The following is a 14,384-nucleotide window of genomic DNA, read 5'->3' as shown; positions in this document are numbered from 1 at the left end:
TATTAATTGTTTAGATTAATTCTGGTGTTGAATTTTTCTTCACAAATAATTGAATGATTCCAGCGATAATTAATACCAATAAACAACCAATAACATTCAGCCACAAGAATGAAATAATATCAGCTACGTAGATTCCAATTACAATTCCTTCCGTGATAATTGCTCCCCAGAAAACAGCTTTCCCACCAATGCGTTTGAGGTAAAATGCAACTAGGAAAATTCCCAAAATAGTTCCGTAGAATAAAGATCCCAATACGTTTACTGCTTCTATCAAACTTCCAAGTTTACTTGCAAACATAGCAGTTGCAATGGCGAAAATTCCCCAGCCGAAAGTAAACCATTTGGACGCTTTGTAATAATGCAATTCGGGTTTGTCTTTCACCCACATGCGTTTGTATAGGTCAATAACAGTTGTAGAAGCCAAGGAATTCAAGGCCGCAGCAATGCTTCCCCAAGCGGCTAAGAAAATCATTGCTATGAGCAAACCAATTAATCCTTTTGGGAGATTTTCTACCACGAAATACAAGAAAATGTAATTGGTATCATTTGTATCTGCCGTACTATCTGCTTTTTTCATCACAGCCAAAGCATCTTCACGAACTACTTTTGTTTCGGCTTCGATTTGGAGTAATTGAGATTGTAAGGTTTTGATTTGAGATTCGTCTTCAGCATGTAAAGCAGTTGCTAATTTTGTAGTCTGTGCTTTTCGAATGAGATTCAGAGAATCGTTTTGAGCTTGTAAACCTTGAAACTCTTCTCGGTATTCTGAAGTGAGTACTTTATCGACTTCTTTCTGATTGAAGAAAATAGGAGATTGGAAGAACATGTAGAACACGAAAACTAAACTTCCTACCAGTAAAATCAAAAATTGCATAGGGACTTTGACTAATCCGTTCATCAATAATCCAGTTCGACTTTCTTTGGTGTTTTTCGCTGTTAAGTAGCGTCCCACTTGAGATTGATCTGTTCCGAAATAGGAGAGAGCTAAGAAAAAACCACCGATTACTCCGCTCCAAATATTGTATTTGTCTTTCCACCAGGCAGAATCCGTTACGTCGATTTTGGTTTCTATCACATTGAGTTTCCCCATTTTACCTGCAACGTGTAAAGCATCTGTGAAACTAACATCTTTTGGAAGCATGTGAACCACCATGTATCCTGCCAAAAACATTCCTACAAATACCACAATCAATTGCTGCATTTGTGTATAAGTTACTGCTTTTGTTCCCCCAGTTACGGTGTAAATGATTAGAAATCCACCCATTACTAAATTGGTGTAATAAATGTTCCAACCAAGTAGTGACGCTAAGATGATGGAAGGAGCATAAATGCTAATTCCAGTAGAAAGTGCACGTTGAACTAAGAATAAAATAGAGGCTAGAGATCGTGTTTTTAAATCAAAACGCTGCTCTAAGTATTCGTAAGCAGTAAATACTTTTAGTTTGTGATAAATTGGAATGAAAGTGACACATAAAACAACCATAGCCAAAGGCAATCCGAAATAGTATTGAACAAAGCGCATTCCATCGGTGTATGCCTGACCAGGAGCTGAAAGAAAAGTAATGGCGCTTGCTTGCGTTCCCATAATGGAAAGTAAAATCAAAATCCAGCTCATCGAATTGCTGCTTTTGAAATACCCATCTAAGGTTTTTTCGCTCTTGCTTTTATACAAGCCGTAACCAATTACAGCCAGTAAAGTAATACTGAGAACAATCCAATCAATGATACTCATGAGAAATACTGTGTGAAAAAGTAAAAGAATACTAGTAGCGCAACTAAAGCTCCAATGACTCCAGCATAAGCCCAGTTCCAGTTTTTATTGTCTTGTTCTTCCATTACTTTATTTTAAAGTTTTGCTTTGTTCTCGATACATGCTGCTGTGTTAGTTCGAGTCTCGGGTGCTTTTCTCGATACATCCGACTGAAAAGTCGGACACTCGAACTGACATCTGCGGGATTCGAACTGAAAGCAAAACGACTATTAATTTTTAGGCAAACTCAACAAATTCACAAATAAACGATAAGCTCCCGGAATTCCAGCAGGTAATTCGCGGAAAAAGACCAATCCTGTATAAACGAAGTTTCCTTTGCCATGCTTCGCAATAATTAAACTTCCCTTGCTTGGCTTCTCATTCGGATCGTTCATCGAGAATACAGTTTCATAATGAGAATCCAGTTCTGTTGCGAAATAAATTCCTCGTTCTTGAACCCAGCCTTCAAAATCTTTTTGGGTGATTACGTTCGGTGTATTCAAAACAGGATGTTTCGGATTGGTGAATTCGACAGTAGCGTTGTCATCCGTAACGCGGTCTCTTGAGATTGTAAAAGGATAAGGTCCAATCTTCGTTTCCATCGGTGCAATGCGGTTATTGGTATTGTACTGCACAATTAAATTTCCACCTTGATGTACATAAGCCATTAATTTATCGAAGTAAATTGGCATGCGATCATTGGTGTTGTAAGCACGAACTCCTGTTACAATACTTGAATAAATACTTAAATCTTCTTTCGCTAATAATTCATCTGTCAGTAAGGTGACATCGTATCCAATTTGTGTCAAACAAGCAGGAACATTGTCTCCAGCTCCTGGAATATATCCAATTTTATTTCCTGTTTTCTTCAAATCTAGAAACACAATTTTAGCTGTAGCATCACTCAAAATGAATTGATAAGGAATGTGATCATATTCAATACGTGTGATACTTTTGGCGTAATCAGTTCCATCAATAGATACAGAAGCTTGTAATTGTCCGTCTTTTCCAGTTTTATCTGGAGTTAGAATTGCTTTCACAATCTGTTCATCACCTTTTTTAACCAAGTTGATCAGTGGATTTGCAATCGTAATTTTCCAGCCAGCAGGAACATTTACTTTCACGGTTCCTTTGATGTTTGCCGCATTTGCCTTCACAACGAAAGAAACTTCTTTGGGAGTAATTGCATTGAATACAAAAACCTGATCTGAAATAGTGATAGTTGCAGGAGGTAAGATTTCAAATGGACGATACACTTCTCCTTTTACTGGATCTGTTGCTTTGAAAACCAATCCACGCTCTACATTGAAATCAATTCCATCTATGTTTAAGTGGTAGATAACGCTTTTCGCCGCTTGATTTTCAGGAACTCCTATCAATGAAGGATTGTTGACGGTGTACATTCCAACGGTATGCGGATCTACCAACCAATAAGGAGCAGAATAAGGAGTTGATTTAGTCAAAACTTCTTTTTGATCTATCGTTTCCAATTTATTGTTAGTCAATTGAAGATCTAATTTTTTGTCAGTTTGTCCAATAAACGAAATGGATTTCAATGTCACATTGCTTGGGTTGCGTGCAATGATTTGAGCAGAGATGTTAATCTCATTTCCAGGTACTGAGCTGTATTCCGAAGCATAAGCTTCCATCCATAATCCTGCACATTGCATAATCAATTCTTGACAAGCTGCCAATTTGATTTTTTTCCAATAACGCGTATTGGGATCTTTCTCATCTAATTTTTGCAATAGCGTATAAATATTGTCCAACTTAGATACTGATTTTTCTGGATGTTGCGGATCGAAAGTCGAAATACTTTCATTGATTAAATCTCCTAAATTTGCTGTTGTCGCAATGCGTTTCCACGAACTGTTCACTCCTTCAAAAAGATCTTTTCCAGCAGATTCACCTTTCAGTAGTTTAAAGTATTCGATGTTCTCTCCACGTTGTTTTGCCGAACCAAAACCTTGGCTTTTGTGCATCGAACGGCTATTTGCGGCAACTTCGCCGTAATTTAATCCCAATAAAGGATTGTAACTTCCAACATCTAATTTTAATTGGTCTTCTGAAGTAGTATTATTTCCTCCAAAATTAAATGTGTTCCAAAAAATGCGTTTTGCCTGCCAAACTTCGACTTCTTTCAATTGTTCTGGAAATTTAGTAGGATCTGCAGCTAAGTCAAATGCTTCCATGGCCAAGATTGCTGAAGCTGTGTGATGTCCATGACCGCCTTCTCCAGTTGTTGGGAAACGACAAATAATAACATCTGGTTTGAATCGGCGAATGGTCAATACGACATCTGCGAGAATACTGTCTCTGTTCCAAATGGTAAATGTTTCTTCGGGATTTTTAGAAAATCCAAAGTCGTTTGCACGTGTAAAAAATTGTTCTGCACCATCAGTTCTGCGCGCTGCTAGTAATTCCTGTGTCCGAATCAAACCCAAAGCTTCACCTTGTTCTTTTCCAATGAGGTTTTGTCCACCATCACCGCGGGTCAACGACAAATAACCTGTTCTGAAGTTTTTTTCTTTGGCCAAATAACCCAACAAACGCGTGTTTTCATCATCTGGATGTGCAGCAACGTATAATACAGAACCAACAGTGTTTAGTTTTTTCATTCCCAACAAAATTTCTGCAGAATTGAGTTCTGGAGATGTCTGAGCGATTATGTACTGTCCGAGTGAAAATGTTAGAATGAGAAATAAATGTTTCATAAAATTGTTTGCGAGTGTATATAACGTGCGCAATAATACAGGAAATCTCCCATTGAGAGTACTCTTCGATGAGTCTTTAACAATTCTTTAAAGAAGTTCAAGTCAATTTGATTTAACGAAAAGGTCTTAAATTAGTGGTTATAAAACTGATGATGGGAATCTGAAAACATATAAAACAATTTTTTCAGAAATCAGATTATTGTCATTTACGAGAATGCGGCATTGAAAAGAAGGATTTGATATACTTGGTTATGGATAAAAGAATTAATTGAAGGAGTGAATGGCAACAAAAATTACCGTTAAAACAATCTATCATTGTTCGTTGGAAAGAGCATTCAAAACACTGATGCTATGCGATGTCGCAAAAGTACATAAGAGTTTTGGAGAACATGCGCAAAATGACATTGAATAAAGAACCTTATTTGTATCCCTAAATAAGGGATTGAAAATAATCATCGAAAATGGGACAAGAAGATTATTTACGTAGACAAATCGACCAGCTCGGACAAGTGTTAGCTAGAATGCTGTCAGGTTTATTGGGGTTGAAAGATAAAGGTCTACTGAACCAAGGAATGGAAGAAACAGATCAAGCTTTGAAAGCTGAATTTGGCTTCACAACTGATGAATTTGTTCTGCTTGAGAATGAAGCGTTTATCCAACTGTTGGAACAAGAAAAGCAGTTCAAGGAAGTGCACTTTGAAAAATTAGCAGATTTATTTCTCCTTCTTGCAGATAACACAGTTGATTCTCAGAAGCAAACCTTACTTTTTGAGAAATGTTTGAAAATTTATAAGAGGTTGGAACAATCAGAAACGACTTATTCTTTTGATAGACATGCGAAAATGGAAAAGATAAATAACATGCTGAAGACGCTCAGTGGAACAGAATAAATGTTGTTTCGATAGACAATAAATACATAATTCATTATCTTAGCTCGTATGAAAATCCACACTACAAATTACTTTGATACATTCATTGCTGTAGCTGATGATTGTCCTTCAGGGAATGGAGAAATTCCTCCGGTAAAGGAGAATGGTAAAACAATAGCAAATTTACAGGTTGAACTACTCAGTAAAAATCCGTACAAATATACTTCTGATGATGTGCTATTTCAGGTTTTTGCAGATAGAAATGAGTTGGTTCAAAGCGAATACATAGAAGCTAGAACACAGTTTTTCTCGAAAGGTCAACCGTGTTTTAGAGCTTCAGCTCTCACAAAGCGTTACGGTTGGGGAGTTCATTTCGACAAAGAAGGAAAAATGGCACTTTTTGGTTCTGAGAGCGAAGAATACAAGCAGTTTATGGAAGACGAGAGCTTGAAGGTTGTAAAAGCCATGAAATCGAATAGATAGGTATGCAGCAATTAGTTCACAAATTACATTCAAATCCGAAAGCACTCTTTCTAATCGATGGTTTAGGAGCTTGCTTAACTGCTTTACTGATTGCTGGAATTCTGATTCCGTTTCAAAGTGTCTTTGGAATGCCACACTTTATTTTGGAGGTTGGTTTACTTTTGGCACTTACGATGGCTGTTTATTCTTTGTGTTGTTCCTTTTTCGCGAAGAATAATTGGCGTTTTTTTTTGAAAATCATTCTAGTTTCAAATAGTTTATATTGCTGTTTGATTGCCTTTTTTGTTTTTTACTTTTTTGAAAAAATCACCACTTTAGGAATGATCTATTTTTTAGTGGAAATCGGGGTAATTGCGGGATTAGTAATGTTAGAAATGAAAGTAGTTTCAGTTAGAAATCAAATTCAGGAATAAATACAAAAAAAATGGCTCGTGAATATCGTTTAGTCTGTTCAACCTGTAAGGAATTTATAGATATACATAAGTTTAAATTGGTTCCTCATGTTTGTGATTTATCTCCCTTGGGAATCGATGGGGCTTCAATTCGTTTATTGGACATTCAGAATGGATTGGTACAAGTAGAACCATTGAATGAGAATAATCATTGGATTCATCGTTTATTGCCTGTGATAGAAACCTTTTCTATTGATCATACCAATCACGATTTAAGATTGGTAGATAATTACGAACCTGATTATAAATGGTGGCCTGAACATAGAGGATATACCGAATGGAAAGAAATCTCCAGTTTATCCAATAATGACTTCTTTTTGCCTCGAAATTTGGTCGATAATCTACAAATCAGAGACTGGGATGCCGCCGAAAAATATTTAAAAGAATCACGGATCATTCTATACGAAGAACTTGAATTAGCAGAGTACAGAGCTAAATTTGATGAATTAACGAAACAACCATGAACGAACTGATACTGAAAACAAATAGATTAGTGCTTTTAGAGTTAAATTTAGCCGATATTGATAAAATTCACACCCTTCATTCTTTGCCAGAAACGGATGAATTTAATACGATGGGAATTCCTGAAAATAGGGAAGTCACCGAGAAAATAGTGACAGATTGGTTGAATATTCAAAAACAAGAATCTCCAGATAGGTATACCTTTAAAATTGAATGTGATACTGATTTCGTTGGTTTGATTGGTTTGAAAAATACCGTAATATCCAATTACAGAACTGCTGAAGTTTGGTACAAACTCCACAAGGACTTTTGGGGTAATGGATATGCGACAGAAGCAGTAACTAGGATTTTAGAATTTTGCTTTTCAGAATTGAATCTCCATCGTGTTGAATCAGGTTGCGCCATTGAGAATATTGGGTCAATTCGAGTTCTTGAAAAAGTTGGTATGATCAGAGAAGGACGAAAAAGAAAAAAACTGCCAATTCGCGGAGAGTGGAAGGATAATTATTTCTATGCTATTTTGGAAGAAGATTTTAGATTAATCTAAAGAAAATAGAAGAATCTTCGTCTTTTGCATTTTTTGTGAAATAGAACCCCAAATACTACTTTTTGGGAAGAGCTGTGATGGGTTTTTGAGTAACTTTGGCTCATGAATAACAAAAATTCTTCGCTTTTGAGTTTTAGGATTGTTTCCTGTTTGGCTGTTATTCTGCTGTCTTTTACTTATATGTTGAATCTTAACTTTCAATTAGACAAGGTATTCGAGTCTGATACAATCGAAGTTTGCTACGAAACAGAGAGCGATTTATCGTCCGATTTTGAAATGGATTTCTTAGATGATTTAGTCCTGAAAGTAGTTCATGTTGATTTTTGTTCCATTCTTACAACTGATAAGACCAAACAAAAATTAGTTGATAATCAAAATGTTAACCCTATTCATCTCGATATTTTAATTCCACCTCCACGGTTAAAAAGTTGATTTAGAACTTTTTATAAATACGAATTAGAATTACATAATATTTTACAAGATGAATTATTCCGGTGTATTCCTTTTTGGAGTACTGCTTCTGCTTGCGTCATGCGCAGATCAAAAAGCAAATAAACAAGTTACAGAAACGTATCCCGTAACTTCCCCCATTCATATCGATACAAATACCTTTATTGAATATGTGGCTGATATTTCAGCTGTTAGAAACATTGAAATTCGCGCAAAAGCTGCGGGATATCTTGAAAAGGTTCATGTAGATGAAGGTTCTTACGTGACTCAAGGACAACTCCTTTTTAGTATCAATAACCGCGAGTATAGCGAAGCTTTGGCAAAAGATAGAGCCTTATTGAAAATGGCACGTGCCGAAGCAAAAAATGCAGAATTGGAACTGACGAATACCAAAATGCTCTTAGACAAAAATGTAATTTCGCACATTGAGTATGAGTTTGCGAAAAACAAATTACAGATTGCTAAAGCGAAGGTCGAGGAAATGCTTGCCGAAGAAGCACATGGCATTCAAATGCTCTCCTATGCCGAGATTCGGGCTCCGTTTAATGGAACAATTTCTAGATTACCGCATAAAATAGGTTCCTTGATTGAAGACGGAACACTACTGACCGATTTGTCACAAAATGACGAAATTTTCGCCTATTTCAATGTCTCTGAAAAAGAGTATTTGGATTTCATGTCAAAAATTGCCCGAGGAAATGAACTTGATCGACAAGTGCAACTGGTGATGGCGAATGGAGAACTGCATAAAAGTGATGGGTTGATTGAAATGGTCAATGGACAAATTGACCCTCAGACTGGAAACTTAGCTATTCGTGCCCGATTTAGCAATAAGGGAAAGATTCTTAAGCATGGTGCTAGTGGTAAAATAAGAATGCAGCAAGAATTCCGACAAGCATTGATTATTCCTCAAAAGGCCACCTTTGAAATTCAAGATAAAGTGTTTGTTTATTTATTGGATAGACAAGGTCATGTCAAAACACGTCGTGTTGAAATCAAAGCACGAATTCCACACTTTTATATTATCTCAAAAGGATTGCATAAAAATGATGTCATTATTTACGAAGGAATTCAGTCTGTTAGTGATGGAATGAAAGTGAAGCTTGAAAAAATTCCATTGAAACGAATTATTCGTGAGTTGTCAACAGTCAATTAAATCCAACTAAAAAAAATACGATGATCAAAAAAATGATTGAAAGACCAGTGCTCTCATTGGTGATTTCTATTTTCATAGTGTTGTTGGGATTGCTGGCGATGACGTCACTTCCCGTTACACAATATCCTGATATTGCTCCTCCTGCGGTTTCAGTAACTACGCGTTATACCGGCGCAAATGCCGAAGTTTGTTCCAAAGCCGTTGTCACGCCACTTGAAAGAGCGATTAATGGTGTTCCTGGAATGACTTATATGAGTTCCGTTTCTGGAAATGATGGAACCAGTATTATCCAAATTTATTTCGAAGTGGGAACAGACCCAGATTTGGCAGCAGTGAATGTTCAAAATAGGGTAGCGACTGTATTGGATGAGTTGCCAGAAGAAGTAATAAAAGCAGGGGTTTCTACTGAGAAAGAAATCAATAGTATGTTGATGTATATTAACTTGAAAAGCAGCGATGTTTCGTTGGACGAAAAGTTCATCTATAACTTCTCAGACATAAATGTGCTTCCTGAATTGCGCCGAATTAATGGGGTTGGCTATGCCGATATCATGGGAAATCGGGAGTATGCGATGCGAATTTGGTTAAAGCCACAGCGCTTAGATGCCTACGAAATCTCTGCTCAGGATGTCATTGAAGCTCTTCGCAAGCAAAATTTAGAGGCTGCTCCAGGGAAAATTGGAGAAAGTTCTGGACGTAAGTCTCAATCCATGCAATACGTTTTGCGCTATACGGGAAAGTTGACGGAAAAAGAACAGTATGGAAATATTGTCATTAAAGTAACAGAAACAGGTGAAATGCTCCGTCTGAAAGACATTGCAGAAGTAGAATTTGGATCTGTAGAATACGATGTGATTTCGAAAGAAAATGGAAGTCCTTCTGCAGCAATTGTACTCAAACAGCGACCAGGATCCAATGCGAGCAATGTGATTCAACAGGTGAAAGAGCGGTTGGCAGAAATGAAGCAAAAGTCTTTTCCTCCTGGAATGGACTACACCATTAGCTATGATGTTTCCCGATTTTTGGATGCATCCATTAGTGAAGTAATCAAAACCTTGATTGAGGCATTTATTCTCGTTGCATTGGTCGTGTTTTTGTTTTTGCAAGATTGGAGATCTACTTTGATTCCCATTTTTGCGGTTCCCGTTTCCTTGATTGGGACCTTTGCTTTTATGCAGCTTTTTGGCTTTTCAATTAACTTGCTGACTCTGTTTGCACTGGTACTTTCGATTGGTATTGTGGTAGACAATGCGATTGTAGTAGTGGAAGCTGTCCATGCGAAAATGCACGAAAAACACTTGGATGCTAAAACGGCAACCATTGAATCCATGAAGGAAATTACTGGAGCAATTCTAGCAATTACTTTGGTGATGTCCGCGGTATTTATTCCAGTTGCGTTTTTGTCAGGTCCTGTAGGTGTTTTCTACCGACAATTTTCGGTAACTATGGCCATTTCTATTGTTATTTCAGGGATTAATGCCTTGACTTTAACACCTGCACTTTGTGCGATTATGTTGAAACCAGTTGATGTAAATGCCAAAAAATCGTGGATTCAACGTTTTTTCGATCGCTTTAACAAAGGCTATGATAAAATTTCAGACCGGTACAAAAGACTCTTGGAGCTAATTGTGAATCGTAGAACGTTGACTATTGCGATTCTGTGTTTATTTATCCTTGGAACTTGGGGGATTGGGAAGGTGTTGCCCACTGGTTTTATTCCAACGGAAGACCAAGGAACCGTTTATGTCAATGTGACAACTCCGGTAGGCTCTACACTCGAACGTACGGAAGCCGTAATGGATGAAATCGACAAAATTGCACAAACATTGCCAGAAGTGGAATCGATTTCGAGTCTTTCTGGATATAGTATGATGACTGAAGGAGTAGGGGCTTCCTTCGGAATGGGTACAATCAACCTCAAGCCGTGGAATGATAGAACGAAGAATGCGAATGATATCATTGCGGATTTAAAGTCTAAAACAAGTCATTTAAAAGATGCCGAAGTTCAATTTTTCCCACCGCCGGCAGTTCCGGGATTTGGAAATGCGAATGGTTTTGAAGTACGTGTTTTGGATAAAACTGGAAAGGGAAATTTGCAGGAAACCGCTCGTATCACCGATCATTTCATCACCGAATTGAAAAAACGACCAGAAATAAAAGATGCTTTTTCAAGTTTTGACCCTAGTTTTCCTCAGTATCTGATTCATATCGATCCAGATATTGCTGCGCGTAAACAAATTTCAGCGGATGATGCTTTATTCAACTTACAGGCTCTTATTGGAAGTTATTATGCGACCAATTTCATCCGCTATGGACAAATGTATAAAGTGATGGTACAAGCTGATCCAAAATATCGGGCTCAACCAGAAGATGTACTTCGACTTCGAATCAAAAATGCGGCAGGAGAGATGGTTCCTTACAGTTCTTTTACGCGAATCGAACGTGTTTACGGCCCAGAACAATTAACGCGATACAACATGTATGTATCAGCAATGCTCAATGGAGAAGCTGCTGATGGTTTTAGTAGTGGAGAAGCTATTCAAGCGATTGAAGAAACCGCAGCCAAACATTTACCTCGTGGATTCGATTACGAATGGTCAGGAATGACCCGAGAAGAAGTTCTTTCAGGTAGCCAGGTATTTTACATCTTCGGAATTTGTTTGCTCTTCGTGTATCTCTTACTGGCGGCGCAATACGAAAGTTTCTTGCTTCCGTTGCCTGTTTTATTATTCCTGCCGATTGGAATTTTCGGGTCGTTATTCTTCTTAAAGATATTGGGATTGGACAATAATATCTATGCACAAGTTGCTATGGTCATGTTGATTGGTTTATTGGGGAAAAATGCCATCCTGATTATCGAATTTGCCATTCTGAAACGTTCCGAAGGAAGAACCGTTGTTCAAGCAGCGATTGATGGTGCAGTTGCCCGACTACGACCAATTTTGATGACTTCTTTTGCCTTTACCGCAGGAATGATTCCATTGATGATGGCTTCCGGAGCGGGTGAAATAGGAAATAGTACGATTGGTTCTGCCGCCGCTGGTGGAATGCTTTTCGGAACCATTTTCGGAGTCATTATCATTCCAGGACTGTATGTCATTTTCGCTTCCATGTCTTCCAAATCAAAACCAAACAAATGAAACAACATAAAAAAATAAATCCGTGGATACATTTGGCGGTACTCGTTTTTTTAACGAGTTGTAAAGTGCATCAAGATGCTTTAAAAACGGATATCTCAATTCCTCAGAAATTTGAAGCAGAAGCGCCATTATTAGCTATTGATTCCGTCAAGAAAATAACGGAAACACCCGAGAAATGGCAAACCTTTTTTAAAGACCCGATCTTGGTTCAATTAATCGATTCGGCGTTGGTGAACAACCTAGATATGCAAATTGCCTTTCAAAAAGTGCAGCAGGCGAGAGCGGGTGTTCAATATACCAAAGGAATCCGATTGCCGGATTTAGGAGTGAATTTGGGAGCGGGAGTTCGGCGATTTGGTGATTACACCATTGATGGCGTTGGGAATTACGATACCAAATTTTCTACGAATTTGAACAACAAACAGCAATTACCGAATCCAATTCCCGATTTCTATGTTGGTGTTTATTCCACTTGGGAAATTGATATTTGGGGAAAGTTAAAAGCTAAGAAAAAAGCTGCGTTTAGTCGTTTTTTAGCGGAAGAGCAAGGGAGAAATTTGGTAATTACTAATCTGATTTCAGAGATTGCCATACATTATTACAATTTGATGCTTTTAGACCGCAAACGAGCAATTATCGCTGAAAATATCTTGTTGCAAGAAAACGCATTACAGGTTGTTGGTTTTCAAAGAGATATCGGAAAGTCGAATCAGTTGGCAATCGAATTGATTTCTGCGCAGGTTTTAGCTGCAAAAACGCTCTTAATGGAAGTAGATCAGGAGATTATCGAAGAAGAAAACACGCTTAATTTTCTATTGGGACGTTATCCGCAACCCGTTTTTCGTTCGGAATTTAACGTAATGCCAGAGCTTACCAAAAATGAATTACCTGGAATCCCTTCTGATTTATTGGGGAATCGACCCGATATTTTGACAGCAGCGTACAGATTAAAAGCTCAAAATGCGGATGTTAAAGCTGCCAAAGCCGCATTTTATCCGAACTTGACTCTCAATGCAAATTTGGGGTATCAAGCGTTTCGTGCAGCATTTTTGTTTGAATCGCCTGCTTCGATTGCATACAATGTTGTGGGTGGATTAGTTACTCCGCTTCTAAATCGAAGGGCTTTGAAAGCCGATTTGATGGCTAGTAAGGCATCGCAACAAGAAGCTTACTTGAATTACGAGAAAACCATTTTGCAAGCTTTCACAGAGGTGTATCAACTCGTAAAACTGGATAATAATTTCGAAAGCAGAAGTGTGGTGAAAAACGAACAAGTTGCTTTGTTGAAACAATCGGTTGAAACATCTCGAACACTTTTTTCATCCGGAAGAGCAGGTTATTTAGAGATTATTACTTCTCAGGAAAATTATTTGAGATCTCAGATTGAACTACTGGAAATTTACCGTTTGAAGAATCAAAACAACGTTCACCTTTACAAAGCACTTGGTGGCGGTTGGAAGTAAGTTTCGGAAAGATTTTTAGGATGTAGGTTGATTAGCCACAGGTTTGATGTATTTGAAGTGCGAGTTACCTTCAATATGGATACTTGTGGCTTTTTAGATTGATTTTCTGAATTCAGTTGTAATCTTTTTCTTAAGTTCGTTAAAAGGATGATAAAACCATTAAATGAAGTAGGATGAATAAACATTTCTCCCTTTTTATTTTGTTGTGCTTATTTGGGTTTTATTCATGCCATGAGTCCGTTGTTAATACAACTGAATCCACTCCATCTGAAAAGCATACTAAAGACACCTTGGATAGATCAACTGTTGAAAAAATAAAGAAATATTTACTTTCTCCAAATGACAGCTCGATTACGGTGCAATTTGATGAAATTACCATCCATTTATCTCCATTGGTTCCATTCGATAAAGTCGGGTCATTTGTAAAAACAACAGCTGATACTTGTTTCGTTTCTGCAGATGTTTACGAATCAATTTTGGGTGGACAATTGAGGATTATCTCAAATAGTCTAACAGACTTCAAAATAGAACAAGCCTATCAAACAAGTGTTTCTATTTCAAATGAAGGTCCGCATTGTGATTTGTTAGATTGGAAGCATTTCACTTCCAACTGGAAAGTTCTTCAATTAACTAAAAATGGTTTCTATTCTTGTCTCAATTATACTCAAAAAGAAGGAGAAATTTTTCCTCAAGTGGATGTGGATGAGTTGAAATCTGAAGTGAAAAAGCATTGCGGTGAAGAGATGTATGATTTGGTGAAAAATAGCTCAGAGCTTCGCCAATATCCTATTGGAATTGGTATAAGTAGCGTATTTATTCGGTTAAAGGGTAAAATGAACGGGAAAACAATCATCAAAATCATTGCAGTAGATGAAGCAATGGGTTGTTGACGATAATC

The 14,384-nt window shown here is 37.5% G+C and carries 13 protein-coding genes; 11 read left to right on the top strand and 2 right to left on the bottom strand.

Translation table 11 applies throughout. The annotated features are described in order from the left end of the window. Positions 1–10 precede the first annotated feature (10 nt). On the bottom strand, positions 11–1,732 hold the full coding sequence (locus FLUTA_RS19355; RefSeq protein WP_013688602.1) for a sodium:solute symporter family protein: 1,722 nt from the start codon (positions 1,730–1,732) through the stop codon (positions 11–13). A 248-nt stretch (positions 1,733–1,980) separates the two neighbouring features. Then, entirely contained in the window at positions 1,981–4,464 is a 2,484-nt protein-coding gene (locus tag FLUTA_RS19350) for a PIG-L family deacetylase (RefSeq protein WP_013688600.1), read from the bottom strand. Positions 4,465–4,744: 280 nt separating this feature from the next. Here FLUTA_RS19350 and FLUTA_RS21970 point away from each other — a divergent pair, with 280 nt between their 5' ends. From FLUTA_RS21970 to FLUTA_RS19300, 11 genes are all read left to right on the top strand, one after another. Next, the gene (locus FLUTA_RS21970) at positions 4,745–4,876 is read left to right on the top strand and encodes a hypothetical protein (protein WP_013688599.1); all 132 of its coding nucleotides are present in this window, start codon (positions 4,745–4,747) and stop codon (positions 4,874–4,876) included. A gap of 49 nt (positions 4,877–4,925) precedes the next feature. After that, on the top strand, positions 4,926–5,354 hold the full coding sequence (locus FLUTA_RS19345) for a hypothetical protein (RefSeq protein ID WP_013688598.1): 429 nt from the start codon (positions 4,926–4,928) through the stop codon (positions 5,352–5,354). 48 nt (positions 5,355–5,402) lie between these two features. Further along, positions 5,403–5,816: a DUF6157 family protein gene (locus tag FLUTA_RS19340; protein ID WP_013688597.1), complete on the top strand. Its 414-nt coding sequence runs from the start codon at positions 5,403–5,405 to the stop codon at positions 5,814–5,816. A 2-nt stretch (positions 5,817–5,818) separates the two neighbouring features. Beyond that, complete coding sequence (locus FLUTA_RS19335) at positions 5,819–6,229, top strand: hypothetical protein (RefSeq protein WP_013688596.1); 411 nt, start codon at positions 5,819–5,821, stop codon at positions 6,227–6,229. 11 nt (positions 6,230–6,240) lie between these two features. Then, the gene (locus FLUTA_RS19330) at positions 6,241–6,732 is read left to right on the top strand and encodes a hypothetical protein (protein WP_013688595.1); all 492 of its coding nucleotides are present in this window, start codon (positions 6,241–6,243) and stop codon (positions 6,730–6,732) included. Further along, positions 6,729–7,277 carry a GNAT family N-acetyltransferase gene (locus FLUTA_RS19325; RefSeq protein WP_013688594.1) on the top strand — a complete coding sequence of 183 codons (549 nt, stop codon included), beginning with the start codon at positions 6,729–6,731 and terminating at the stop codon, positions 7,275–7,277. The genes FLUTA_RS19330 and FLUTA_RS19325 overlap by 4 nt, the downstream gene beginning before the upstream one ends. A gap of 102 nt (positions 7,278–7,379) precedes the next feature. Next, positions 7,380–7,709: a hypothetical protein gene (locus FLUTA_RS19320; RefSeq protein ID WP_013688593.1), complete on the top strand. Its 330-nt coding sequence runs from the start codon at positions 7,380–7,382 to the stop codon at positions 7,707–7,709. A 49-nt stretch (positions 7,710–7,758) separates the two neighbouring features. Continuing rightward, positions 7,759–8,883 (top strand): efflux RND transporter periplasmic adaptor subunit, encoded by a 1,125-nt coding sequence (locus FLUTA_RS19315; RefSeq protein WP_013688592.1) that lies wholly within the window; start codon positions 7,759–7,761, stop codon positions 8,881–8,883. 20 nt (positions 8,884–8,903) lie between these two features. Beyond that, the gene (locus tag FLUTA_RS19310) at positions 8,904–12,023 is read left to right on the top strand and encodes an efflux RND transporter permease subunit (protein ID WP_013688591.1); all 3,120 of its coding nucleotides are present in this window, start codon (positions 8,904–8,906) and stop codon (positions 12,021–12,023) included. Continuing rightward, entirely contained in the window at positions 12,020–13,486 is a 1,467-nt protein-coding gene (locus FLUTA_RS19305) for an efflux transporter outer membrane subunit (protein ID WP_013688590.1), read from the top strand. The genes FLUTA_RS19310 and FLUTA_RS19305 overlap by 4 nt, the downstream gene beginning before the upstream one ends. Before the next feature lie 173 nt (positions 13,487–13,659). Then, positions 13,660–14,376: a hypothetical protein gene (locus tag FLUTA_RS19300; RefSeq protein WP_013688589.1), complete on the top strand. Its 717-nt coding sequence runs from the start codon at positions 13,660–13,662 to the stop codon at positions 14,374–14,376. Positions 14,377–14,384: the final 8 nt, after the last annotated feature.

The sequence above is a fragment of the Fluviicola taffensis DSM 16823 genome (genome assembly GCF_000194605.1).
Classification (GTDB): Bacteria; Bacteroidota; Bacteroidia; order Flavobacteriales_D; family Crocinitomicaceae; genus Fluviicola; species Fluviicola taffensis.
The sequence above is the reverse complement of the archived record's forward strand: the minus strand, read 5'-3'. Positions and strand labels throughout refer to the sequence as shown.